Here is a 25,162-nt window from a genome sequence, read left to right as displayed (position 1 = left end):
CGTACCCGCTCAAGCCAACGGCGCGTCGCTGAGATAGGTGTAACCGGTCAACCCGGTTTCCAGCGCCTCGTCCAACCACGCGGCTTCGTCGGCCGGCAGATTCGCCGCGGCGACCTTGTCGCGATACGCCTCGCGCAGGTCGGCCAGCTTGTAGCCGACGTAGTCGAGCATGACGTCGGTGGTGTCGCCGCGGCGCTGCTGCGCCAGGCGGTAACCGTCGCCGTCGACCCGCACTTCCACCGCGTCGGTGTCGCCGAACAGGTTGTGGATGTCGCCGAGGATTTCCTGATACGCGCCCACCAGGAAGAAACCCAGCCGATAGCTTTCGCCCGGCTTGAGCGCATGCAACGGCAGCGAGCTGTCCAGGCCTTCGTTCTCGACGTAGGTGTCGATCTTGCCGTCCGAATCGCAGGTCAGGTCGGCGATCACGCCGCGCCGGTCCGGCATTTCGTTCAAGCGCTCGATCGGCGCGATCGGGAACACCTGGTCGATCGCCCACACGTCCGGCATCGATTCGAACACGCTGAAATTGACGAAGTACTTGTCGACCAGGCGCTCGTTGAGTTCGTCGAGCAGATCGCGATGGCTCTTCTCGCCCACGTCCAGGCGCGCGCGCACCGCATGCGCGATCGCGTAGAACAGATCGTCGATGCGCGCGCGGTGGGTCAGATCGATCTGGCCGAGCGCGTACAGCGACAAACCTTCGCCGTGATGGTGCTGGGCCTCGTGAAACAGCTCCACCGCCGGGCGCAGGTCCAGTTCGTCGTGGATCTCGCGCAGATGGCGGATCACCGCCGGCTCGTCGTCGTGCGACGGCGGCACCCGGCCTTCGGGCGCTTCCTCGATTTCCGAGACGTTGGCGACCAGCACCGCGTGGTGCGCGGTCATCGCGCGGCCGCATTCGGTGACGATGCGCGGCGGGGTCAGGCCGTATTCCTGACACGCCTCGGCCAGCGGCTGGACGATGTTCGACGCGTACTGATTGACGCCGTAGTTGATCGAGCAATAGCTGCGCGAACGGGTGCCTTCGTAATCGATGCCCAGGCCGCCGCCGACGTCCATGTAGCGCACGTTGGCGCCGAGCTTGGACAGTTCGATGAAATAGCGCGTCGCTTCGCGCATGCCGTTGGCGATGTCGCGCACGTTGGAGATCTGCGAGCCCATGTGGAAATGCAGCAGGCCCAGGCAGTCCTGCAGGCCGCTGTCGCGCAGTTGCTTCCACAGGTCCAGCACCTGGCGCGGGCTCAGGCCGAACTTGGCCTTGTCGCCGCCGCTGTTCTGCCACTTGCCGGCGCCCAGCGAGGCGAGCCGCATGCGCACGCCCAGGCCCGGCTTCACGCCGAGCGCCTTGGCTTCCTCGAACACCAGCTGCAGTTCCGAGGGCTTCTCGACGACGATGTAGGTTTCCATGCCGAGCTTGCGCCCGATCAGCGCCAGGCGGATGTACTCGCGGTCCTTGTAGCCGTTGCAGACGATCAGCCCGCCCGGCCGGCTCAGCGCCAGCACCGCCATCAGCTCGGGCTTGCTGCCCGCTTCCAGGCCGAAGCCTTCGCCGGCGTGCGAGGCCAGGGTGCCGGCCACGCCGTGATGCTGGTTGACCTTGATCGGATAGACCGCGGTGTAGCCGCCGGCGTAGTCCCAGTCGCGCATGGCCTGGGCGAAGGCGCCCTGCAGCGCGCCCAGGCGATCGCCGAGGATGTCGGGAAAGCGCACCAGCATCGGCAGCTTGGCGCCCTGCGCGCGCGCGGCGTCGACGACTTCGGGCAGGGCCACGGTCGGACCGCGCTCGCCGCGCGGCTTGACCACGATGCGGCCGGCGCCGTCGATGTCGAAGTAACCTTCGGACCAATGCGGGATCGAATAGGTCTTGCGGGCCTGATCGAGCGACCAGTCGGACATCGGCGGGCTTTCCAGAAAACCGTGGGGAAGACGCATTCTACAGGCCGCGTCCGGCGAGGGGGCCCCCGCGACCGGGAACCCGCCGGCGCGGGAGCCGAATCGGCACATTCGCCGGTCCGGACGGCCGCCTCGCGACGAACGTTCATGCGGGTTCGCTACAATCCGCGCCCCAAGCCCGGATCGCTCCCGGGCACGCGCCGGGCCATCGGACCCGGGCGATCCGCGATTTCGCCTCAGCTCAGGAAGCAAGCGCATGACGACCGAACCGACGTGGCATTACGAAAACTTCGAGCCGACCGGCTCGTCCATCGGCTATCGGATCACCCGCAAGCTCGATGAAGTGCAGTCCCCGTTCCAGAAGATCGAGATCTATGAGACGACCGACTGGGGCAACCTGATGCTGATCGACGGCGCGGTCATGCTGACCACCCGCGACAACTTCCTCTATCACGAGATGATGTCGCACCCGGCGCTGTTCACTCACGCCGCGCCGAAGAACGTGGTCATCATCGGCGGCGGCGACTGCGGCACCCTGCGCGAAGTGCTCAAGCACGACGGCGTGGCCGAGGCGGTGCAGTGCGACATCGACGAACAGGTCACGCGCATGGCCGAGAAGTGGTTCCCGGAGCTGTGCGACCGCAACGGCGACGCGCGCGCGCAGTTGCTGTTCGACGACGGCATCGCCTACATGGCCAACCGCCCGACCGGCAGCGTCGACATCATCATCGTCGACTCGACCGATCCGGTCGGCCCGGCCGAGGGATTGTTCAACAAGGCCTTCTACGAAAGCTGTTTCCGCGCGCTGCGCGAGGACGGCATCCTGGTCCAGCAGTCCGAGTCGCCGCTGATGCTGCTCAAGCTGATCCAGGAAATGCGCACCGAGATGGGCAAGGCCGGCTTCCAGTCGTTCAAGACCCTGCCGTTCCCGCAGCCGTGCTACCCGACCGGCTGGTGGAGCTGCACCCTGGCGCGCAAGAGCGCCGGCGGTTTCGAATTCCGCGAAGCCGACGCGAAGGCCAAGACCTTCGACAGCAAGTACTACAACGCCGGCATCCACCACGGCGCGTTGTCGACGCCGGCATTCGTGGCGCAGGCGCTGGGCGAGTAAACCGCCGTTCAATGCCGACCAAGGCCCCGCATCGCGGGGCCTTTTGCTTTGCGCGCAGCCCGGCGCACACTGGCCGCAACGACAACCCGCGCGCGGCGCCCAGGCATGAATCGTTTCGATAACTGCATCGAAATCCTGTCGCGCATCGCGACCATGCAACTGCGTTGGCCCAAGAACGACGACGCTGCCCAAGCCGGGCAGTTACTGGCCGAAAGTTACCTGTCGCTGGAGTCCCGGCAGGCGGCCGATCTGCGCGCGCTCATCGACGACGCCATGCGCCGCACACTCCTGGGCCTGGCGATTCGCTGCGCCGAGAAGGCGTTGAACAGCGGCGATCCCGCCTGGGTGCGCACGGCGTTGATCCTGCAAGCCATCGAGGGATTCGACTACGACTACCGCGAGAGCCTGCGCGCCGCCGTCCCGATCCGCTATGCCGCGTGGAAGACGGCCGCGCCGGTCGGTCGCTGGCTCGGCGAATTGCGCGCGATGGCGTCCGAGTCCGCCGCCTCGAGGTTGGACCAGGCGTATCGGGACGATTCGATCCGATCCGATGCACTGCAATTGGGCGAGCTGGTGCTGGTCGAACAGGACGGCGTGCTGCGCTTTCGGCCGGCCCCGCAACCCGCGCGCCGCAGACGCGGCCACGAACAGATACGCTCGTGAAGAACACGCTCGTGAAGAACACGCTCGTAAAGAAGCAGGCTGTGGTGCCGGCGAAACCCGTCAGGCACCGAACAACTTCGCCGCACCCACATTGAGCGCGTAACCGCCGACCGTCAGCACGCCGAACAAGATCGCCGCCAGCAGCATCGGCTTCGCCCCGGCCTGCTTGATCGCGCCGACATGCGTGCGCAGCCCCAACGCCGCCATCGCCATCGCCAGCATCACCGTGTCGATCTGCACGATCGCGGCCTTCCACGCGGCCGGCAGCAGATGCAGCGAGTTGAAACCGCTGACCACGACGAACAACAACGCGAACCACGGGATCACGATCTTCGCCTTGCCCGCGGCGCCCTCGCCGCCCGCGCCGATGCGCGAGGACAGGATCAGCAGGAACGGCGCCAGCAGCATCACCCGCAGCATTTTCTCGATCACCGCCGCCGAGGCGGCCGATTCGCCGATCGCGCGGCCGGCGACCACGACCTGGGCGACCTCGTGGATGGTCGAGCCGGCATACACGCCATACGCGTGTTCGCTCATGCCCAGATACGGATACAGCCACGGGTACACGAACATCCCGAGCGTCCCGAACACCACCACCGTGGCGACCGCGACCGAGACCTTGTGCGCCTGTCCGCGCACCACCGGCTCGGTGGCCATGACCGCGGCCGCGCCGCAGATCGCGCTGCCGGCGCCGATCAGCATCGAGGTTTCGCGGTCGAGCTTGAGCCAGCGCGTGCCGATCCAGGTCGCCAAGCCGAACACCGTCGCCACCACCACCACGTCGATCGCCAGCCCGGCCCAGCCGACCCCGGCGATTTCCTGGAAGGTGACGCGAAAGCCGTACAGCACGATGCCGGCGCGCAGCAGCGTGCTCTTGCAGAAGTCCACGCCCGGGCCGGCCTGGGCGGCAAGGGCCGGGAACACCGTGTTGCCGACCGCGATGCCGAGCACGATGGCCAGGGTCAGCGCGCTCAGGCCGAAGGATTGCAGCGCCGGCAGCGAGGCCAGCCCCATCGCCGCCGCGGCGATCGCCGCCGCCAGACCCAGCCCCGGCCAGAACCCGCGCTGCCGATGGGCGCCCTGCGGGGCGGCGGCGGGAACGGGCGAAGTCGGATTCAGGGCGGACACGGCGGCGGACTCGGTTGAGGAAGCGGCGCCAAGGTAGGCCCGCCCACTACGGGAGTCCAATACATATAATTCAACTATCCATGAGGTGAGCTCATAGCATGAACCTGCACCTGTTGCGCGTGTTCCTGACCGTGGTCGAGCAACAAGGCTTCTCACGTGCGGCCGAAACCTTGTTCGTCAGCCAGTCGGCGGTGTCCAAGGCGGTGCGCGAACTCGAGCTTCAGCTGGACCTGCCGCTGATCGAGCGCACCGGCGCCGACGGCAAGGCCGTGCGCGGCATCCAGCTGACCGACCACGGCCGCGCCGTGTTCGAGCACGCGCGCGCGATCTTCGCCCTGGAACGGATCGCGATCGAGGACGTGCGCGACCGGGTCGAACTGCGCCAGGGCCGGCTGCGCATCGGCGCCAGCACCACCATCGCCGCCTATTGGTTGCCGCAGCAGTTGGGCCCGTTCGTGCGCCGTCATCCCACCCTGGCGACCGAACTGGTGGTCGGCAACACCGAACAGATCAGCCATGCGGTGATCGATTGCGCGGTCGATGTCGGCTTCGTCGAAGGCTCGGTCGACGACCCGCGCATCGAGGCGACGTTGTGGCGCAGCGAGCCGCTGCGGCTGATCGCCGCGACCGAAAACGCCGTGGGCGCCAGGCGCCGCGCGTCGATCGCCGAACTGAGCCGCCAGACCTGGCTACTGCGCGAACACGGCTCGGGCACGCGCCAGGTCGCGCAGTCGCTGTTCGCCGCGCGCGGCATCGAACCGGCGCGGGTGATCGAGATCGGCAGCAACGAGGCGATCGCGCGCGCCGTGGTCGCCGGCGCCGGCATCGCCCTGCTGCCGGCGACCGTGGTCGCCGACCTGATCACCATGCAGCGCGTGCGCGCGGTCGCGCTCGGCGACGACGACGGCCTGACCCGGCCGCTGTATCGGCTGGAATTGCGCAACCGGCCGCGCGCACCGGCGTTGCAGGCGTTCTTGCTCGATGAGGTTTAGAAGCGAGGAACGACTGCACAGCAGTGAGGAACGGGTCCAGCGGCGAAGCTGCGCAGCGCTCGAGCCATGCGGCTCGACTCGCTGCTCACTCCTCCCAACGCTTTACTCGCTTTAAAGCGCGTCGCCGTCCAGCTCGCCGGTGCGGATGCGCACCGCGCGCTCCAGGTCCCACACGAAGATCTTGCCGTCGCCGATCTTGCCGGTGCCGGCCGCCTTCATGATCGCCTCGACCACGGTATCGACCTGATCGTCGGTGATCGCCACTTCCAGCTTGATCTTGGGCAGGAAGTCGACCACGTACTCGGCGCCGCGGTACAACTCGGTATGCCCCTTCTGGCGGCCGAAGCCCTTGACCTCGGTGGCGGTGATGCCGGCCACGCCGGCCTCGGCCAGCGCCTCGCGCACATCGTCGAGCTTGAACGGCTTGATCACCGCCATGACCATCTTCATTCGTCTGTCTCCGCACCGCCGATTCGATTCGCGCGCAGGATAGCGCGCCGCCGCCGTCGCGACCTAGCCGGCGCCCCAGGCCCGGCGGTCGCCGGACCGTCCGTCCGGCGACGTTCACACCGCCTGCGCGCGCGGCGTTGGACGATCATGCAACGCCGTCCGAAGACCTGAACGCATGCAGGCCGCAATGCTTGCGGGGCCGGTCGAGGGCGTGATGTAGTGACCGCGTCATCCACTTCGGACTTTTCCGACAGCCCGCCACGGCCCCGGCCGACGGCGCGGTCCCGGTCCGGCGGTCAAGCTGACCCCAACACCGGAGGAGCTTCTTCTACATGATCGACCTGAACACCATCGACGACCTCGCCCGCCGCCTCAGCTCGCTGGTCCCCTCGGGCCTGCGCGAAGGCCGCGAGGAAATGCAACAGAACTTCAAGTCCGTGTTGCAGACCGGGTTGTCCAAGCTCGATCTGGTCACCCGCGAGGAATTCGAAGTCCAGCGCGCCGTGCTGCTGCGCACGCGCGAAAAGCTCGACGAACTGCAACGCGCGGTCGCCGAACTCGAAGCGCAGCTCGATCACGCCGACACGCCCCAGCACTGACTCTGCCGCCATGAATCTGGCACTCGTGCATAGCCGTGCGCGATCGGGCGTCCGTGCGCCCGCGGTCAGGGTCGAGGTGCATCTGGCCGGCGGCCTGCCGAGCATGTCGATCGTCGGCCTGCCCGAGGCCGCGGTGCGCGAAGCCAAGGATCGGGTGCGCGCGGCGATCCAGTGCGCGCAGTTCGAATTCCCGCAGCGGCGCATCACCGTCAATCTGGCCCCGGCCGACCTGCCGAAAGACGGCGGCCGCTACGATCTGGCGATCGCGCTCGGCATCCTCGCCGCGAGCGGGCAGATTCCGCTCGACGCCTTGAACGGCTGCGAGTTTCTCGGCGAACTCGGCCTCACCGGCGAACTGCGCGCGATCGACGGCGTACTGCCGGCGGCGCTGGCCGCGGCCGATGCCGGGCATCGCCTGGTCGTGCCGGCCGGCAACGGCGCCGAAGCCGCGCTCGCCGGCCGGGTCGAGGCGCGCACCGGCCGCACCTTGCTGGAAGTGTGCGCGATGCTCAGCGGGCAAAAGTCACTGCCCGAGGCGGTCGCCTTGCCGGTGGTGCGCGTCGCCGGGCCGGACATGCTCGACGTGCGCGGCCAGGCGCAGGCGCGGCGTGCGCTCGAAATCGCCGCGGCCGGCGGCCACCACCTGCTGCTGATCGGCCCGCCCGGCTGCGGCAAGACCTTGCTCGCATCGCGATTGCCCGGCCTGTTGCCCGAAGCCAGCGAGGCCGAAGCCCTGGAAACCGCGGCGATCGCCTCGGTCAGCGGCGGCGCGCACGGGCGCGGGCTCGATCCGGCGCGCTGGCGCGAGCGGCCGTTCCGATCGCCGCACCACACCGCCAGCGCGGTCGCCTTGGTCGGCGGCGGCGCCGATCCGCGGCCCGGGGAAATTTCGTTGGCCCATCAGGGCGTGCTGTTTCTCGACGAATTGCCCGAATGGGAACGGCGCGCATTGGAAGTGCTGCGCGAACCGCTGGAGTCGGGCATGGTGACGGTGTCGCGCGCGGCGCGCAGCGCCGAGTTCCCGGCGCGGTTCCAGCTGGTCGCGGCGATGAACCCCTGCCCCTGCGGCTGGGCCGGCGACAGCAGCGGCCGCTGCCGTTGCGCCGGCGACGCGATCCGCCGCTACCGCGCGCGCATCTCCGGCCCCCTGCTCGATCGCATCGACCTGCACATCGAAGTGCCGCGCCTGCCGCCCTCGCACCTGCGCCCGGATCAACCCGGCGGCGAATGCTCCGAAGCCATTCGTGCGCGCGTCGTGCTGGCGCGGCAACGGCAGCAAGCGCGCAGCGGCCGCATCAACGCCCAGCTCAATCAAGCCGAGACCACCGCGACCTGCCGCCTGCACGAACGCGATCACGAACTGCTCGAACGCGCGGTCGAAAGCCTGCAACTGTCGGCGCGTTCGATGCACCGGATCCTGCGCGTGGCCCGCACCATCGCCGATCTGGCCGGCAGCGAGGCGATCGCCACCGCGCATCTGACCGAAGCGATCGGCTATCGGCGCGCCGATCGTGGGGTTCAGGCCGCGGCGTGAGCCTCGCGGCGGCGAAGGCGGCCTGGCGGGCGGCCGAGCTGCGATGACGACTCATCTCGCAGGATCGGGACGATCCTCCGAGCGGCAACTGCACGACGAGTCGCCGAGCCGGCTTCGTACGCGAACACACGAGCACGCCGCCTGTTCGCGGCTAACGATCGCCCATCGACACCTCGTGGAACACGCCATGCGGATCGTACTGCTTGCGCAGTGCGCGCAAGCGCACCCAGTTTTCGGCGGAGTAGCACCGGTGCGCACTGCCCGACCGCTCCTCCAGATCGACCTCGTTGATGTAGCTGCCCGACGCCACCGTCGACAGTTCGTCGTACAAGGCCTTGAGCCAACCGCGGTTGACCTCGTCGTCGGCGGCGTCGTTCCATTGCGCATAGGTCGAGAAGAACCAACGTCCCTCAGCCGAATAAGCCGCATCGGGCCAGGACGAAGCCCCGCGCCAGATCAACAGCGGCAACGTGGCCGGCGAGGGCTGGGTCGGCAGATGCGAGGCGAGGATCGCGACCGCGTCTTCGATGCGATCGGTCAGCACGTTGTCGGTGCGGTAACGCCTGGACACCAGCATCGCATCGCCCTGCCGGTAGATGGACTCGAAATCGCTGGGCTGATCGCGCTCGATCACATCGACCAGGCCGGGAGGCAGCCGCTGCGCGAGCGAGGCATGCAGCGCCTGCGCATGCGCCGGGCTGTCCGCGAACGCGATCGTGTTCAACATCACCTGCCGGCCGCATTCTTCGGCCGCGCCGTCGTCGGCCCGCGGCACGACCGCCAGCATCACCTGCAACGAAGGATCGGGCTGCGCCTGTTCGATCTGCGCGAGCAGTTGCGGCAGGCGGCTGAACTTCGCAAGGTAGCTGTCGCCGGTGATGCAGCCCGGCAGCGGCCAGCAATCGAGATGGAAGCGGGTCACCGCGAAGAACAGGCCGGGTCCGCCGCCGCGCGCGGCCCACAGCAGTTCGGGATTTTCCTGCGCATCGGCATGCAGCACCTCGCCTTGCGCGGTCACCACATCGATCGCGCGAACATTGAACGTGCTCATGCCGCCCCAGGCGCGGAAGTTGATGCCGAGCCCGCCGCCGAGCAGAAACCCGCTCAGGCCGACGTCGCCACCGTGTCCGGTCGGAAACGCCAGGCCGTGACGGGCAAGCGCGGCGCTCAGCTGCCGGCTGCTCACGCCCGGCTGGACCTGCGCCGATCGCCGGGCCGGATCGATCTGGATGTCCCGCAACGCCGACAGGTCCAGCACGATGCCGGTAGTGCGCAGAAAACAGCCGGCGTAGCTGTGGCCGCTGCCGCGCACGCTGACCGGCAGGCCGTGCCGACGCGCGAAGTCGATGGTATGCACCACGTCGGCGATCGATTCGGCGCGCACGATGTATTCCGGGTAGCGGTCGAAACCGCGCCCGTTCCAGCTCAGGTCGCGATGCCAGCCGGCATACTCGGGGTGATGGCGCGAGCGCGCCTTGCCATCGAGGCTGCGCGGAAAAATGCGGAAGTCGTCGGCGCTGAGGGTTTGATAATGCGATTGCACGGGTTGGCTCCGGCGATGAATCGGTGAGGGAATCAGTGCAACGCGCGACGCGCCGGATCGACGACCGACGAAACGCCCAGGCCCGGGCGCGAATCGAGTACCGCAGGCCGCAGGTCGCGGGCGATGAGCGAATACAGCGGCGTGGGCAGCAGGCCGAGCCGGCGCTTGATCCGCTCATTGAGACGCCCGCCTTCCAGTCGCTTCAGGCCGTGCGCGAAGGCGTAGCGGTAGGCGCTGGCGAAACACAGGGTGTAGGGGCTGAAACTGGAGCGGTCGTAGACGATGCCGGCCGACCACAGCTGGATACGCTCGCCCTGCTCGAAGCAGATGATGCCGCCGACCAGTTCGCCCCCGGACTGGACCACGACCAGCCGAACCAAGGCCCCGCAGCGCCTGACGAACCGCGCCAGCGGGACTGGCGGAAAATACTGCGGGGTTCCCTTCCTGGCGGTGGTCCGGAAACACAGTTCGGTCAGGCGCTCAAGCACCTCGTCGAACGGCGGGGCGATCACCGCGGCCGTCGCACCGCTCGCCTCGAATTTTCGCAGTTGGCGATTCATCTCACAGCGGCCGTCGCCTGGAAGCTCCTTGACGAACTGTTCGAAGCTTGCGAATCGGCCCAGATCGACGTCGTAGCGATCGACCAGATGGCAGCCGCTGAAGCCGTTCCCACGCGCCTGTTCGAGCAACTGCGGGTCCTGAACGCTCAACAGGCCCGCGTGCCGCGCGCCTTCGTCGCGGGCCAGCTGCTTGAACGCCCGCAGCAATGCGGTCCGCGCATCGGGGCGGCCGGCGAGCGCGGGCACGGTGCTGTCCCAGCAATGCATGATGTGGCTGAACAAGCCCAGGTCGCTGCCGCCGTCGCGCACGCCGGCGGTTCGTTCCAACAGCCCCAGCGGGTCGATCGCGGCGACGCGCTGCAGATACGCCGGCAGGAAACCGACCAGCTCGTCGCCGTCGTGCGCGCACAGATAAAAGACCTTCTCCACCGGCAGCAACGGCGAATGCTCGGCGGCGGCCAGAAAACGCCAGTCGTAGAATACCGGCGCCGCGCTCGCGGCATGCAGGGCGCGATACGCCTCCTCGTCGATGGACTGCAGGTAACGATGCACGTCGATGGTCAGTGCCATTGCGACTCCGCTGAACTTCGCGAAGCGGTCGCGCGACGCGACCGCTTCGCCGAGGGTTGGAACCACGCCGCAACCCTCGGCGGCGTATAGCGAGGTTCGCGGCGCTACGGATTCATCCATCTCGTGGTTCGCGAGCGACCGCGGCCACGAAGCGCGTCCGTACGCCCGATCGCAACTCCGCCGCCATCGATGGCGGCCGCCGAGCCTTTGCGCGCCATCACGCGACTGGCTCCGCGCGCCGGCAGTGCATGCAATCGCTTGCGGACATGCGGCGACTGGAGATCGCCACTCAGCGCAGGGACGTGCACTTGCTCGACACGACGCGGCGCGATGCAAATAACGCCGATAACCCACCTGCCCGGGCGCCCGCCGCCTGACGACAAGCCGATGGCGAAGGCCCGCGACCGGCGCTTTCGCAAACCCCGGCCCGGCAAAATAGTTGGTCCGCGCCGGTTCGAAAAACGTGATCGGCATTGCCGGGTGAGCGAAGGTTATTCCGCGCAGTCGCCAACGGTTCACCCGGGCACAGGCGCTTGATGCCGCGCGTCATGGATTCAGGCCGAGCCGCATTCATCGCCGGCCGTTCGCCGCCGCATTCATGCGCGTACTCAAGCGTTGCCGCGACGAACGTTGCGGCGATCGAAACCCCGCGCCTGGCGAAGCGAAGCGCTAAGCTAGGCCGTCGCATCCATTGGCGCGATCATTGCCGCGACAGCGGCGTTCGGCCCGGCCGCCACCCTCCACCGCACTGAGCCACCGGCAAGGGCATGTCCGAACTCACCGTCCACCACCTGCTGCAGACCCCGACCGTCACCGTTCGCGATGTGTATTGCGCCGGCACCTGCCGGGCGCAGAGCGAGGAGGAATGCGCCGACGCCACCCATCTGGTGTTTCCGTATCGCGGGGTGTACGTGCGCCATGTGGGCGAGGACCTGACCGTGGCCGAGTCCAGCCAGGTTTTGTTCTTCAATGCCGGCGAACGCTATCGGATCAGCCATCCGATCGAAGGCGGCGATGCCAGCCTGGCGGTCTGGGTCGAGCAAGCGATGCTGCGCGAACTCGCGCCCAAGGCCTTGCTGCGCGACGAGGATACGCTCGCGTTCCGGCTGCCGCGGCTGCGCATCGACGCGCGCGCGCAGGCGCTGGTCGCAATGGTGCGGCACAGCCTGCGCGAAGGCATCGCCGAGTCGCTGGAAGCCGAAAGCCTGACCCTGACCCTGGTGCAACGCGCGCTCGGCCCGCGCACCGCGCATGCGGCCGGGGCCAGCCTCGGCCGGCAGCGACTGGTCGAACGGACCAAGCTGGTGCTCACCAGCGACCTGTCGCGGCGCTGGAAACTGGCCGAGATCGCCGCCGAAGTCGGCGTGTCGGCGGTGTACCTGACCCAGGTGTTCCAGCAGGTCGAAGGCCTGCCGCTGTATCGCTATCAGCTGCGCCTGCGGCTGGCGCGCGCACTGGACCTGCTGGGCCAGTACGAGGACCTCAGCGCGCTGAGCCAGGACCTGGGCTTCTCCAGCCACAGCCACTTCAGCGCCGCGTTCCAGCAGACCTACGGCCGCTCGCCGTCGGAATTCCGCCAGTCCGCGCTGCAGCGCTGAGGCCCGCCGGGCCGGGTGCTCCGCGAGCTCGGCAACCGATCGCTAAAGATTCTGACAGCGCCGCCATCGCCGCGGTGGCCTACTGTGTTCGCCCGGACGTCGGGCGCACCCCGGAGAAGCCGTCATGACGAACAAAACCTGCGCTGCCTGCGATTGCCCGCTGGACGACAGCGCGTTCCAGGTCCGGATCGGCGGCAAGGCCGTCGAAGTGTGCTGCGACGACTGCGCGCGCAAGTTGAAGGAAGCCTACGACTCGGCGATCACGCCCGGGAATGACTGACATGGACGGCAACGCGCCCACTCTCACCCTGCAGCACGTCGACACGCCGTCGGGCTCGATCACGTACCGCGAACAAGGTCGCGGCCCGGTCGCGCTGTTCGTCCACGGCGTGTTGTTGAACGGCCATCTGTGGCGGCATCAGCTGGCCAAGTTGTCCGACCTGCGCCGCTGCATCGCCGTCGACCTGCTGGCCCACGGCGACACCGCGATCGCGCCGGACCAGGAGGTCTCGGTCACCGCCAATGCCGCGATGCTCGCGCAGTTCCTCGATGCGCTGGGCATCGATCAGATCGATCTGGTCGGCAACGACAGCGGCGGCGGCATCGCCCAGATCTTCGCCGCGCTGCACCCGCAGCGCGTGCGCAGCCTGACCCTGACCAACTGCGACACTCACGACAACTGGCCGCCGGAAGCGTTCAAACCGTTCCTGGCGATGGCCGCGGCCGGCGGCCTGCCCGATGCGCTCGGCGGCATGCTGGCTGACAAGGCCGTGTATCGCTCGCCGCAGGCGCTGGGCCCGGCCTACGAGCATCCCGAGCGCTTGTCCGATGCCAGTATCGAGGTTTACCTGCGTCCGTTCCTGCGCAGCCCGCAACGCACCCGCGATCTGCAGCGGTTTCTCGGCGAATTCGATCCGCGCCATACGCTCGCGATCGAACCGCAGCTCAAAACCCTGCAGGCGCCGACCCTGATCGCCTGGGGCACCGACGATGTCTTCTTCGACACGCGCTGGTCGCATTGGCTGGCCGAAACGATTCCGGGCACCCGGCAGCGGGTGGAACTGGAAGGCGCGCGGATCTTCTTCCCGGAAGAACGCTGGGCGCAGTTCAACGACCTGCTGCGCGCGCACTGGCTGGCGAGCGCCTGAGCACCCGACCTCGCGTCCGGCGAACCCGACTCGCGACGATTCACGACTGACCGCATAGCGGCGGCGCAGCAACCCAACCTTCGATCTTCGACGCGGCGGCAACGCGCGGCGATGGCAGCGTATTGCCGTCGCGTCGGGTCGATCGATCCAAACCGACCCGATTCCACGCCGGCGCGACCGCCGCTTTTAGGAGAATTCGCTCATGAACCGCAGACGTTTCCTGCAATTCGCCGGCGGCAGCCTGGCGACCGGCACCCTGGCCGCCTGCCTGGCGCGGCGTCCCGACCATGCCGCCGCGCCGGTGGTGAGCGGCGAGATGGACGCATCGAGTTTCCACGCCAGCCGTCGCTACGCCAAGCTGCGTTCGGGCGAGATCGCCTATGTCGAGCGCGGCAGCGGCCCGGCCGCGTTGTTCCTGCACGGCTTCCCGCTCAACAGTTTCCAGTGGCGCGGCGCGCTGACCCGGTTGTCGCCGTACCGCCGCTGCATCGCCGCGGATTTCATGGGCATGGGCTACACCCGCGTCGCCGCCACTCAAGACGTCGGGCCGAAGGCGCAGGTCGCGATGCTGATCGAATTGCTCGATCACCTGGGCATTCGCGACGTCGACGTGGTCGCCAACGACAGCGGCTGCACGGTCGCGCAGCTGTTGCTGGTCAATCACCCGCAGCGCGTGCGGACCTTGTTGCTGACCAACGGCGACACCGAACACGACAGCCCGCCGCCCGCGTTGCAGCCGGTGATCGACCTGGCGCGGCAAGGCCGCTTCGTCGACGAATGGCTGGCGCCGTGGTGGCAGGACCCGCAACTCGCGCGCTCGGCCGCGGGCATCGGCGGCATGTGCTTCGCCGATCCCACCCAGCCCACCGACGAGGCCATCGACACCTATTTCGGGCCGCTGCTGTCGAGCGCGCATCGCAAGGCGATGGCGCACGCCTACGCGGTCGGACTGGAACGCAACGTGCTGCTCGACATCGAAGCGCAACTCAAGCGCAGCAAGACGCCGACGCGGATCGTGTGGGGCATGGCCGATACGATCTTCTCCAGGCACAGTCCCGACTACTGGGCCGGCACCTTCGGCGGCTCGCGTGGCGTGCGCAAGCTCGAAAGCAGCAAGTTGTTCTGGCCCGAGGAGCGGCCGGACGTGATCGCCGAGGAAGCGCGGCGTCTTTGGAACGCGTGGGCGGCGCAGGCGGCCGATTGGCGGTGAGGTTCGACGCGACCGTGATGAACGGCGTTCGCTCATCGCGCATCGATGCGTCAGCGCCAATGCATTACAGCGAACGAACGCGTTCGCTCAACCGGCGCGAGTGCCGATCAACGTCAACGCCTCGCGCGCCAAGGCACGCGTCAACTCGTAGGTCGAAAGCTCGCGCCGATACCGCGCCTGCCCCGACCACAGCGGCATGAAATCCGCCGCGCCGGCGGCCTCGGCTTTCGCGCGCAAGGGCGCGAGCGCGCCGCCGGCGAGCGGAAACGCGGGCGCGAGCGGCGACAGCGGCCCGGCTTCGCGCATCAGGCGGTTGACGATGCCGCGCGCCGGCCGGCCGGTGAAGACATTGGTCAACGCGGTTTCGTCTTCGCGCGCATCCAACAAGGCGCGGCGATGCAACGGCGAGATCTTCGCTTCCGGGCAGAACAGATACGCGGTGCCGATCTGCACCGCCGCCGCGCCGAGCGCGAACGCCGCGGCGATGCCGCGCGCGTCGCCGATCGCGCCGGCGGCGATCACCGGCACATCGACCGCGTCGACGATCTGCGGCAGCAAGGCGAACAGCCCGACCTGGGTGGATACGTCATCGCCGAGAAACACGCCGCGATGGCCGCCGGCCTCGGCGCCCTGGGCGATGATCGCGTCGCAGCCGCGCTGCTGGAGCCAACGCGCCTCGGCCACCGTGGTCGCCGACGAGATCACCCGCGCGCCGGTGGCGCGCACGCGCTGCAGCAAGGCGGCGTTGGGCAGGCCGAAATGGAAACTCACCACCTGCGGCCGCTGCTGTTCGACCAGTTCGCACCACTGTGCATCGAACGGCGCGCGGTTCGACGGCGACACCGGCATCGCCGGATCGAGATCGTACTCGCGGTAATACGGCGCGAGCCGTTCGCGCCAGGCCGCTTCGCGCGCCGGATCGGGCGCGGGCGGGCGGTGGCAGAAGAAATTCAGATTGAGCGGCCGATCGGTGGCTTCGCGGATCAGGCGGCATTGTTCGTGCGCCTGCTCCAGGCTCAGCAACGCGCAAGGCAGCGATCCCAGGGCGCCGGCGCGGGCCGCGCCGATCACCATCTCGGCCAAGGTCGGCCCCGCCATCGGCGCCTGCACGATCGGCAGATCGATGCCGAACAATTCCTGGATACGACGATCGGGCCACATGCGGGTCGACCTCTCTCGGTGGATGCCGTGAGGATGGCATTGGCGCGCCGGCCGTGTCTTGATCCGGGTTGGCATGCTGCGTTGCGCCGGTGGGTTGAGGAATTGCGTGAAGGGCTGGCGTGTTTTGCGGTGCGGAGGAGCGGCGCGCGGTGAGGCCGGCTTCGTCTCACGGTTTTTTTGGCGTTGGGGTCCAGACTTCGTGGGAGGTCTAGAGTGTTGTTGCAGGGCGGAGGAACGGCGCGCGGTGAGGTTTGTCTCGTCTCACTGTTTTTCGGGCGTTGGGGTCCAGACTTCTTGGGAGGTCTGGCGTGTTATTGCCGCTCAGAGGAACAGCGCGCGGTGAGGTTTGCCTCGTCTCACTGTTTTTCGGGCGTTGGGGTCCAGACCTCTTCGTTTGGATCGAACTCCGTGGTTTCCATGCGCTGCGCGCGCCAGCCGAAACCGCACACCGCCAACGGCCCTTCGACCAGCGGGTCCAGGCCGAACCCGCGTTCGATATCGATCTCGTTGATCGCCGAGGTCACGAACGCGGCCAGGCCGAGTTCGGTCGCGCTCAGGTACAGCGTCTGCGACAGATGGCCGCTGTCGAGCACCAGCGCGCGATAGGCCTTCGGATGATTGCGGTACTTCCAGAAGCAGCGCGCGTAACGCGGCGCCAGCACCGCGAGCACCGGCGCGTTGGAGAACCAGTGCTGGCCGGCGAGCGCGCGGCGGGCGAAGGTCTCCAGCGCTTCGTCCGGCGCGGGCAAGGGCTGCAATGCGTGGTCGGCGGCGTGGTAGTGGTACAAACCGGGCGCGACGCCGTCGACGCGCTGCACGATCAGATAGGCCTCGGTCGGATGCAGGCCGCCGCCGGACGGCGTGTGTTTCTTCAGGAACACCGTGTCGTCGTCGATCCGCACCTGCGCCTGCGCGGCGAACACGCGTTGCAGCATGTGCGCGAACACCTCGAACGACAGCGAACGTTCGCCGTCGAAATTGCGGCAGGTCGCGCGCCGCGCCAGCAGCGCGTCGAAGTCGTTGCCGTCGGTGCGCGGCAGCGCCACTCGGCCGTGCGCGTCGCCGCGTTGCGGCGCATGCACCGGCGGCGGGCCGAGCTTGCGCCGCAGTTCGGCGGCGGTGGTCATTTCGTTGGCTTCCATGGCGCTGACGCTGTCGAGCCCCTGCCAGCGCGCGAGCCGGTGCATCATCGCCGCCGCCGGCCACCAGTGGCCGGCGCGCAGGGTGTCGTCGCGTTCGCGGTGGACCGCGTGGCCTTCGTCTTCGGCCACGATCAAGCCGTGCTCGAGCAGCCGCGGCAGCAACGGCGCGAAACGCGCGTCGAGCGTCGCGCTGTCGATCCAGAAACCGGGACTGAGCGCGCCGAGCAGTTCGCGCTCATCGCCGTCGACCTCGACTTCCGCGTCCAGATGCGCGGCCAAGCCCAGCCAGCGCAGCTCGCGGTGCAGGCCGGGGCCGCCGCTGAGCAGCGAATTGAGATCGAAGCCGATCTGTTCGCGCGGCTCGAAGAAGAGCACGGCGCAGCGGCGTATGCGCATGGAACGGTCCTGTGTCGTAGGCAAAGCCGGCGTGCGAGCGAGCGCGAGCCGCCCATCGCGGCTCGGGTCAGGACGTTATCACGCGATTGCGCCGTTCAGCGCCGACGCCGCGGAGCCGAGGCGATGCGTCCGTGTCGGCGCAATGCCGGTCGCCTGTCGATGCCTGCGCTGCAAGCTGAATTGGCATAACGAGACAGCTCGCGCCACGCTGCGGTCACACCCGCACGTTAGAAAACGCCGTCATCGAACGCACGCAACGCATGCGGCCAGGCATGGTTGACCTGTTCGCGCGGGTTGTCGCGTTGTTCCTACGGGGTTAGATTCGGCGCTCAGTACGCCCTTAACGGGCATCATTAGTGGGGAAATGGGGAAACTATGGCTACCAGAAAACCACCCGGCGGCGAGCACAAGCCGTTCGATCCGGCCGTCGCCGACAAGCTGCTGGAACTGCTCAGCACCGACAACGACTTCCGCGATCTGTTCGCGAAAGACCCTGAAGCGGCAGTGCGCAAGGCCGGCCACGACATCCCCGAGGGCGCCGCGATGGCGTGCATGAGCACGGTCCAGGTCGCGCCCAAGGAAGAGATCGCCCAAGCCCGCGCCTTGATCAAGGCCTTCCTGACCTCAGCGGCGGCCTACAACAACCCTCACTGCTTCGAAGCGGGCAGGATCGTCTCGACCCTCGAGAGCAAGTAAGCCGGCAACAACTTGGGAGGGCAGGCGGCCAAGAACGCCTGCGCCTCCTTGCGTGCGTCCTCGCTGCGGCCGAGCTGGTTCAGGAATTCGGCCGCGCGCAGCTGCGCCAGGCGCGAATCGGCGACGTTCAACGGCTGCAGCGACTGCGCGCCGACCGGTTCGATATAGGCCAGGCCGCGATGGCTGGCCAACCAACGCGCCTGGACCAACGCCTGCTCGTGCTGGTCGGCGGCGGCATAGGCCTCCATCAGCGCGGCGTGGCTCTGGTACAGCTCGTGCCCGGTCAGCAGGGCGCGCAGGCGGCGGATCGCCGCTTCGGGCTTGCCAGACAGGCGTTCCTGGCCGGCCAATACGATTTCGCGCAGTTCCGACAGCTTCGGCGTCGCCCACAGCTGCGGGCGGTCCTTGAGCGCGTCGAGCACCGACTGGGCCAGGCTCGAATCGCCCTGGCGCTGGGCCAGATAGGCCGAGGCCAGGGCGAAATATACGTAATCGACTTCGTCGTAGGCCGCATCGGCCGCGGCCGCGTCGAGCGCGCGCTTGGCCGACGCGCCCAGGCGTTCGCGGGCGTGAGCGCGGTCGCCGTTGAGCGAGGTCACGCTGCCGGCGGCGACGCCGAGCACGTGCTGCAGCAGTTCGTTGCCTTCCACCGGCAGGCGCGCGGCCGCGTCGATGTGGCGTTCGGCCTCGGCCCAGCGGCCCTGGTCGAGCAGCACCGAGGTCTTGTCCAGGTCCTGCACCCGCGCATAGCCCTGCTTGCCGCCGTCGGCCTTGCTCTCCAGCCGGCGCATCGCATCGGCGTAACCGCCCTGCGCCGCCGAGACATTGGCGCGGCGGCGCGCGGCGTCGGAGATATTGAGCTTGAGCGCCTGGTCGAAGGCGTTGCGCGCGGCGGCGAAATCCTCCTGGCCCAGTTCGCTGCGGCCGAGCTGATCGTAGCCGTGGCCGCGAAGCGGGTTCTGCGGCAGGGTGGTGCGCTCGGCGTAGGCCTGCGCTTCCTTGTAGCGGTTTTCCTGCATCAGGTTGAAGGCGTAGTTGGCCGCGCCGGCGAAGTAGTCCGGGTACAGGTCGGCCAGCAGTTTCCACTTGCTCGCGGCCTGATGGCCGGTGACGAACTCGGCCGACCACGCATCCAGGTACAGCGCGTCGCGCGGCGGCAGGCGGTCGCGGTGCTCGATCGCGCGGGCCAGGAACGGCTTGGCGTGGGTCGCGTTGACCGAGGCCACGCCGGTACGCACGCTGCCCAGGTAGGCCAGGGCGAAGTTCGGGTCCAGCGCGGTGGCGCGCTGGTAGAAATTGGCCGCGTCGTCGTAGCGGCCGGCGCCGAAGGCCTTTTGACCGAGCGCGTAGGAACGCAGCGCGTCGAGGTTCTTGGTCGCGACCTTCGGCAGCGGCTCGGAATCGCGTTCGATCGACTTCATCGCCTCGCCGAGCTTCTCGCGCAGCCCGGCGGTGACCGTGTCGATCGAGCCCAGCGCCGAGTCGGCGCCGGCGCCGTCGGCCGATTGCGCGTAGACCGTGGTCTGGGTATGCGGGTCGATCACTTCGGCGCTGATCCGCACCCGCCCGCCGACTTCGGCCACGGTCGGCAGGATCACCGCGCGCGCGCCGTCGCGCAGCGCGATCTCCGAGGCGACCGCGCGATCGAGCGTGGTGTCGGGCTGGCGCTGCATGCGTTCGAGGGTATCGCGCGCCTTCAGGTCGGATAGCACGTTGACGTAGCGCGACTGCTCCAGGCTGATGCGGAAGGCCTGTTCGAGCGAATCGTCGAGCACGCTTTGGCCGGTGAGGTTGCGCAGGTCGCCGACCACCACCCAGTCGCGCTGGTTGAACGCGATCGCCGGCTGCGGCCGGGTCGCGAACCACACGCCGGTGCCGATCACCGCCAGCACCGCGATCTCGGCGGCCAACGCGGCCGGACGCCGCCACAGCGGGATGTCGCGCCAGGCTTTCGGGCCGTTCGGCGGCGCGCGCAGCGGGGCGATGCCGGGCTCGCCGACCTCGTAGATTTCCTGCGGCTCGGGCACGCCCTTGAACCGCCAGCGCCCGTGCGATTTCCACAGCAGTTGCTGGCCGCGTTCGCCCAGTTCGCGCGCGGCGCGATGCGCCAGCGGCTCGGCCACCGCCGACAACAGGATCTGGCCCGGACGCGCGGTCGCCATCAGCCGGCCGGCCATCGGCTTGGCCAGGCCTTCGACTTCCACCGGCTTGGCCCCGACCTGCACCGCCTCGTCGCTGTTGCGCCAGGTCAGCACTTCGCCGACATGCAGGCCGGCGCGCGCCTTCAGCTCGAGCTTGCGCGCCGCGCCGAGTTCGCGCAGGCCGCGCGCGTAATCCAGGGCGAAGCCCAGGCCGTCGATCGGGCGCTCGAACAACAGCAGCAGGCCGTCGGAGCGGTCGATCAAGCGGCCGCGCCAGCGTTGCTGCAAGGCCAGCACCAGCCGGTCGTGGGCGCGGAACAGCTCCGCCGCCGGACCATCGCCCAAGCGCTCGACCAGGGTGGTCGAATCGCACAGGTCGGTCAGCAGCAAGGTACGCAGTTGCGGACCTTCGGCCAGAGGGCGGTGGGCATCGTTCATCGCGGCATCCTTGTCGGCGGAACTCACGCCGGCGTCAGTTCGGCGTCCTGCCAATGCACGCGATTGCCGCCCAGGCGCTTGGCCTGGTAGAGCGCGGTATCGGCGTGTGCGTACCAGTCGTTCCACTCGTGCTTGGCGCTGACCAGGCAGGCGCCGACGCTGACCGGACAGATGGTCGGCGGCGACTGCGGGATCAGCAGCAGGCCATGCACGGTGTGAACGATGAAGTCGGCGAAGCGCATCACGTCCTGGCGGGTGCGCGCGGCGACCAACAGACAGAACTCGTCGCCGCCCAGACGGCAGGCGATGTCCTCGGGCCCGGCGACCGAGCGCAGGATGTTGGCCACGCTCTGCAGCACGCGGTCGCCGGCCAGATGGCCGTGATCGTCGTTGACCTGCTTGAAGCGGTCGCAATCGATCAGCACCAGGCCCATGGTCTCGGCGATCCCGGCCGCGCGCGCGTCCTGCAGGTGCAAGGTCAGGCCGCGGCGGTTGTACAGGCCGGTGAGGTCGTCGGTGCGGATCAGTTCTTCGGTCTGGTTGAGCTGATGGGTGGTCGCGTACAGGCTGTCGAGCGCGGCTTCCAGATCCTGGTTGCGACGGCGCAGGCGCCGGATCAGGCTTTGTTCGTTGAGCACCACGCGCATGATCGCGCGGCGCAGGAAATACGAAACGAGCGAGGGGTCGCGATCGACCAGCCGCTGGAACTCCTCGTGGCGCAGCTCCACCAGCAGGCCGTCGGTGGCCGCGATCGCGTCCGCGCTGCGCGCGTGATCGCCAATCAGCAGGCCGAGCTCGCCGAAGAATTCGCGTACGCCCAGGCGCTTGGTGACCAGGTCGTCGCCGAAGTCCAGGGTGATCGCGCCGCGCGCGATCACGAACATGGTGGTGCCCAGTTCGCCGCGGCGGAACAGCACCTGGCCGGCTTCGATCCGACGCGGCCGTCCGATCTCGGCGAACAGTTCGAATTCGCCCGGGGTAAGCACCGCCATCGCCACATCCGTCGGCGCCGCGGTCACAGTCGAATTGTCGGTCTCGCGGCCCAACGAAGGCGCCGCCGTGTCGCGATTCATCCCGATCTCCCCGCGCCCCACGTCCTGTGGAGCCTTACCAGCAGGATAGCACCTGGTCTGAACTGCTAACGCCGCAAGAGGGCTGAAACGGCCAGTCAGCGAGGCGATGGTACGCGCTACCGCGTGCAGGGACGAGGTGCGTTTCGCCTTCGCAACATCGATGCCGGACCGCACCGCGGCGCGATGAATGCCAGGACATGCCGGCCGCCCCGTCCTGCGGCCTCTACCGCCGCCGCGCACGGGCTGTTCATACTCGGCTTCGCGCCATCCGATCGTCCCGTACCGCCACGTCGTCCCGTCTGTCACTGGAGCCCGTCATGTCGTCACGAACCCTCGCGCCCGTCGCCGCCGCCCTGCTCGCCGGCCTGTGCAGCCCCGCCTTCGCCGTGCGCCCGTCGGTCGAAGCCGAACTGATCCCGCGCTCGGCGCTGTTCGGCAACCCCGATCGGATCAACGCGCAGATCAGCCCGGACGGCCGCTACCTGGGCTGGCTCGCTCCGCTCGACGGGGTAATGAACGTGTGGATCGCGCCGATCGACCAGCCGACGAAGGCGCGCGCGGTCACCGACGACAAGGCACGCGGCATCCGCCAGTTCGTCTGGAGTTACCGCGACAGCACCTTGCTGTACCTGCGCGACCAAGGCGGCGACGAGAACTTCCATCTGTACGCGGTCGACCTGTCCAGGCCCGGCCCGGCGCGCGACCTGACCCCGTACCCCAAGACCCGCGCCAGCCTGGTGCGGCTGGCGCACCGCCATCGCGACAGCGTGCTGGTCGCGATGAACGACCGCGACGGCAAGTGGCACGACCTGTACCGGGTCGACCTGGCCAGCGGCGAACGCACCCTGGTGCATCGCAACGAGGAACGCATCGCCTCGTACTACGCCGACGGCGACCTGCGGGTCGGCCGGGTCAGCCGCGCGCGCGACGACGGCGGCATCGAACTGCTCGCGCCCGACGGCGACACCGGCTGGAAGGTGGTCGACACGATCGGGTTCGAAGACACCCAGACCACCGCGATCCAAGGCTACAGCGACGACGGCAAGACCCTGTACGCGACCGACTCGCGCGGCCGCGACACCTCGGCGCTGTACGCGATCGACCGCGACGGCAGCAAGACCCTGCTGTCGGACGACCCGCGCGCCGACATCGGCGAGCTGTTGTCCGATCCGCTCAGCGACGAGCCGCAGGCGGTCTCGGTGAACTACCTGCGCCGTCAGTGGCGGCCGCTGGACCCGGCGATCGCGGCCGAACTCGCTCGGCTGGAGTCGAAACTGGGCCAGGGCGAATACGCCATCACCTCGCGCACCCTCGACGACAAGACCTGGATCGTCGACTACAGCTCGGCCGAACAACCCTCGACCATCTACCGCTACGACGGCGGCGGCAACGGCACGCTGACCAAGCTGTTCTCGTCGCGCCCGGCCCTGGACGGCGCCGCGCTGGTGCCGATGTGGCCGCGGGAAATTCCCGCGCGCGACGGCAAGACCCTGGTCAGCTACCTGACCCTGCCGGCCGGCGCCGAACGCGACGGCACGATCCAGCGGCCCGTGCCGCTGATCCTGACCGTGCATGGCGGGCCGTGGGCGCGCGACGTGTACGGCTACAACGCCACCGCGCAATGGCTGGCCAACCGCGGCTACGCCTCGCTCAAGGTCAACTACCGCGGCTCGACCGGTTTCGGCAAGAACTTCATCAACGCCGCCGACGGCGAATGGGCCGGCAAGATGCACGACGACTTGATCGACGCGGTCGACTGGGCGGTCAAGCAAGGCATCACCACGCCCGACCAGGTCGCGATCATGGGCGGCAGCTACGGCGGCTACGCCACCCTGGTCGGCATGACCTTCACCCCGGACACCTTCAAGTGCGGCGTCGACATCGTCGGCCCGTCCAACCTGGAGACCCTGCTCAAGACGATCCCGCCGTACTGGGCCAGCCTCTTCGAGCAGTTCACCCGGCGCATGGGCGACCCGCGCACGCCCGCGGGCCGCAAGCTGCTGGCCGAGCGTTCGCCGATCACCCGGGTCGACCAGATCCGCAAGCCGTTGTTGATCGGCCAGGGCGCGAACGACCCGCGGGTGAACCAGGCCGAGAGCGACCAGATCGTCGAAGCGATGCAGGCCAAGAAGATCCCGGTGACCTATGTGTTGTTCCCCGACGAGGGGCACGGCTTCGCCCGGCCGGAGAATGCGATGGCGTTTAACGCGGTGGCCGAGGGGTTTTTGTCGCAGTGCCTGGGTGGGCGGGCGCAGGCGATCGGGGCGGATTTCAAGGGGTCCAGCATCACGGTGCCGGCGGGGGCGGATGGGGTGAAGGGGTTGGCGGATGCGTTGAAGGCGCATCGGCAGGAAGTGAAGAAGTAGGTTTATGCGCGCGACTGTGGGGCGCGTGCGCGGATGAAGACGCATGCCCGCATACACGGGAGCGCAGGAGCGCAGGAGCGCGGGAGCGCGGGAGCGCGTCTGCACGTCTGCACGTCTGCACGTCTGCACGAAGCCTAGTCCCTGTCGCGTCCCTCACTGCCCCCTTTGACAAAGGGGGCAAGCGCCTCGCGAATTCCGAAGTAGTTGGTGCACTCCAGCGCGGGGGATTTGCTGTTGCTGTTGCTGTTGCTGTTGCTGTTGCTGTTGCTGTTGCTGTTGCTGAGCTTGGCTCGCCCTCCACCCCAGTCAACGCTTCCAGCGCTGCGAAGCCTGTAACTCGCGAGAACAAAAGCACACCCGGAGGGCGGCGCGCAGGATGCGCGTCGCGCGCCACCGGGACATGGATGTCCCGTGTGGCGCGTGCCTGCGTCTGCTCCGCACTTGCGGGCCCTTGATTCAAAGAAAAGCGTTTTTCTTTGGTTACCTTTCTTTTGTCGCTTTTGACAAAAGAAAGTAACTCGGCCGCTTGCGGACGAAAGCTGTTGATCTTGCCTTAGGCTTCAAAAGCTCTAGAGCTTTAAAGCCTTTTAGGAGCTGCAAGCAGGATCAAAAGCTTCCGCCACTAAAGCGGCGGGTAACTTTCTTTTGTCCAGAGCCACAAAAGAAAGTCACCAAAGAAAAAGGCGTTCCTGTTTCGAATCAAGAGCCGCACGATCGATGCCGACGCGGGCATGCGCCACACGAGAC

At 68.2% G+C, this 25,162-nt stretch carries 20 protein-coding genes; 11 read left to right on the top strand and 9 right to left on the bottom strand.

Features of this window, described 5'->3' with window-relative positions:
- Window positions 1–9 precede the first annotated feature (9 nt).
- A complete protein-coding gene (speA, locus tag KME82_RS01860) occupies window positions 10–1,899 on the bottom strand; it encodes an arginine decarboxylase (RefSeq protein WP_215497027.1) in 1,890 nt (629 codons plus the stop codon).
- A 253-nt stretch (window positions 1,900–2,152) separates the two neighbouring features.
- Here speA and speE point away from each other — a divergent pair, with 253 nt between their 5' ends.
- Both speE and KME82_RS01850 read left to right on the top strand, forming a co-directional pair.
- Entirely contained in the window at window positions 2,153–3,007 is an 855-nt protein-coding gene (gene speE / locus KME82_RS01855; RefSeq protein WP_215497026.1) for a polyamine aminopropyltransferase, read from the top strand.
- A 153-nt stretch (window positions 3,008–3,160) separates the two neighbouring features.
- Window positions 3,161–3,670: a hypothetical protein gene (locus tag KME82_RS01850; protein WP_215497025.1), complete on the top strand. Its 510-nt coding sequence runs from the start codon at window positions 3,161–3,163 to the stop codon at window positions 3,668–3,670.
- Window positions 3,671–3,730: 60 nt separating this feature from the next.
- Here the strand turns inward: KME82_RS01850 and KME82_RS01845 are convergent, their stop codons facing one another.
- A complete protein-coding gene (locus KME82_RS01845) occupies window positions 3,731–4,789 on the bottom strand; it encodes a YeiH family protein (RefSeq protein ID WP_430538877.1) in 1,059 nt (352 codons plus the stop codon).
- A gap of 107 nt (window positions 4,790–4,896) precedes the next feature.
- Here KME82_RS01845 and KME82_RS01840 point away from each other — a divergent pair, with 107 nt between their 5' ends.
- A complete protein-coding gene (locus KME82_RS01840; protein WP_215497024.1) occupies window positions 4,897–5,790 on the top strand; it encodes a LysR family transcriptional regulator in 894 nt (297 codons plus the stop codon).
- 111 nt (window positions 5,791–5,901) lie between these two features.
- On the opposite strand, the gene KME82_RS01835 is transcribed toward KME82_RS01840, so the two are convergent.
- Window positions 5,902–6,240, bottom strand: coding sequence for a P-II family nitrogen regulator (locus KME82_RS01835; protein WP_036114992.1), 339 nt, complete (start codon window positions 6,238–6,240; stop codon window positions 5,902–5,904).
- A gap of 332 nt (window positions 6,241–6,572) precedes the next feature.
- Between KME82_RS01835 and ubiK the strand changes: the two genes are divergently transcribed.
- Both ubiK and KME82_RS01825 read left to right on the top strand, forming a co-directional pair.
- Window positions 6,573–6,839, top strand: coding sequence for a ubiquinone biosynthesis accessory factor UbiK (gene ubiK, locus KME82_RS01830; RefSeq protein WP_215497023.1), 267 nt, complete (start codon window positions 6,573–6,575; stop codon window positions 6,837–6,839).
- A 10-nt stretch (window positions 6,840–6,849) separates the two neighbouring features.
- Window positions 6,850–8,373: a YifB family Mg chelatase-like AAA ATPase gene (locus KME82_RS01825; RefSeq protein WP_215497022.1), complete on the top strand. Its 1,524-nt coding sequence runs from the start codon at window positions 6,850–6,852 to the stop codon at window positions 8,371–8,373.
- A 151-nt stretch (window positions 8,374–8,524) separates the two neighbouring features.
- Here KME82_RS01825 and KME82_RS01820 read toward each other — a convergent pair whose 3' ends face one another.
- Together KME82_RS01820 and KME82_RS01815 are read right to left on the bottom strand one after the other, a co-directional pair.
- Window positions 8,525–9,916 (bottom strand): FAD-binding oxidoreductase, encoded by a 1,392-nt coding sequence (locus tag KME82_RS01820; RefSeq protein WP_215497021.1) that lies wholly within the window; start codon window positions 9,914–9,916, stop codon window positions 8,525–8,527.
- A gap of 32 nt (window positions 9,917–9,948) precedes the next feature.
- Window positions 9,949–11,520: a GNAT family N-acetyltransferase gene (locus KME82_RS01815; RefSeq protein ID WP_215497020.1), complete on the bottom strand. Its 1,572-nt coding sequence runs from the start codon at window positions 11,518–11,520 to the stop codon at window positions 9,949–9,951.
- A 293-nt stretch (window positions 11,521–11,813) separates the two neighbouring features.
- On the opposite strand from KME82_RS01815, the gene KME82_RS01810 reads away from it, so the two are divergent.
- The 4 genes from KME82_RS01810 to KME82_RS01795 all read left to right on the top strand — a co-directional run bounded on the left by KME82_RS01810 (window position 11,814) and on the right by KME82_RS01795 (window position 15,002).
- Window positions 11,814–12,644, top strand: coding sequence for a helix-turn-helix transcriptional regulator (locus KME82_RS01810; protein WP_215497019.1), 831 nt, complete (start codon window positions 11,814–11,816; stop codon window positions 12,642–12,644).
- A gap of 124 nt (window positions 12,645–12,768) precedes the next feature.
- The gene (locus KME82_RS01805; RefSeq protein ID WP_187313323.1) at window positions 12,769–12,924 is read left to right on the top strand and encodes a hypothetical protein; all 156 of its coding nucleotides are present in this window, start codon (window positions 12,769–12,771) and stop codon (window positions 12,922–12,924) included.
- Between the two features lies 1 nt (window position 12,925).
- The gene (locus KME82_RS01800; protein WP_215497018.1) at window positions 12,926–13,792 is read left to right on the top strand and encodes an alpha/beta fold hydrolase; all 867 of its coding nucleotides are present in this window, start codon (window positions 12,926–12,928) and stop codon (window positions 13,790–13,792) included.
- Between the two features lie 202 nt (window positions 13,793–13,994).
- On the top strand, window positions 13,995–15,002 hold the full coding sequence (locus KME82_RS01795; protein WP_215497017.1) for an alpha/beta fold hydrolase: 1,008 nt from the start codon (window positions 13,995–13,997) through the stop codon (window positions 15,000–15,002).
- An 87-nt stretch (window positions 15,003–15,089) separates the two neighbouring features.
- Here KME82_RS01795 and KME82_RS01790 read toward each other — a convergent pair whose 3' ends face one another.
- The gene (locus KME82_RS01790) at window positions 15,090–16,163 is read right to left on the bottom strand and encodes an NAD(P)H-dependent flavin oxidoreductase (RefSeq protein WP_215497016.1); all 1,074 of its coding nucleotides are present in this window, start codon (window positions 16,161–16,163) and stop codon (window positions 15,090–15,092) included.
- Between the two features lie 356 nt (window positions 16,164–16,519).
- Window positions 16,520–17,701, bottom strand: coding sequence for a putative peptide maturation dehydrogenase (locus KME82_RS01785; RefSeq protein ID WP_215497015.1), 1,182 nt, complete (start codon window positions 17,699–17,701; stop codon window positions 16,520–16,522).
- Between the two features lie 375 nt (window positions 17,702–18,076).
- On the opposite strand from KME82_RS01785, the gene KME82_RS01780 reads away from it, so the two are divergent.
- On the top strand, window positions 18,077–18,397 hold the full coding sequence (locus tag KME82_RS01780; RefSeq protein WP_215497014.1) for an NHLP-related RiPP peptide: 321 nt from the start codon (window positions 18,077–18,079) through the stop codon (window positions 18,395–18,397).
- Here KME82_RS01780 and KME82_RS01775 read toward each other — a convergent pair.
- Window positions 18,349–20,976 carry a putative peptide modification system cyclase gene (locus KME82_RS01775; protein ID WP_215497013.1) on the bottom strand — a complete coding sequence of 876 codons (2,628 nt, stop codon included), beginning with the start codon at window positions 20,974–20,976 and terminating at the stop codon, window positions 18,349–18,351. The genes KME82_RS01780 and KME82_RS01775 overlap by 49 nt on opposite strands.
- A gap of 23 nt (window positions 20,977–20,999) precedes the next feature.
- Entirely contained in the window at window positions 21,000–22,049 is a 1,050-nt protein-coding gene (locus KME82_RS01770; protein WP_056113533.1) for a GGDEF domain-containing protein, read from the bottom strand.
- A 317-nt stretch (window positions 22,050–22,366) separates the two neighbouring features.
- Here KME82_RS01770 and KME82_RS01765 point away from each other — a divergent pair, with 317 nt between their 5' ends.
- Window positions 22,367–24,415 carry an alpha/beta hydrolase family protein gene (locus KME82_RS01765; RefSeq protein WP_215497012.1) on the top strand — a complete coding sequence of 683 codons (2,049 nt, stop codon included), beginning with the start codon at window positions 22,367–22,369 and terminating at the stop codon, window positions 24,413–24,415.
- Window positions 24,416–25,162 lie beyond the last annotated feature (747 nt).

Origin of the sequence: Lysobacter capsici (assembly GCF_018732085.1) — a bacterium.
Lineage (GTDB): Bacteria > Pseudomonadota > Gammaproteobacteria > Xanthomonadales > Xanthomonadaceae > Lysobacter > Lysobacter capsici_A.
The sequence above is the reverse complement of the archived record's forward strand: the minus strand, read 5'-3'. Positions and strand labels throughout refer to the sequence as shown.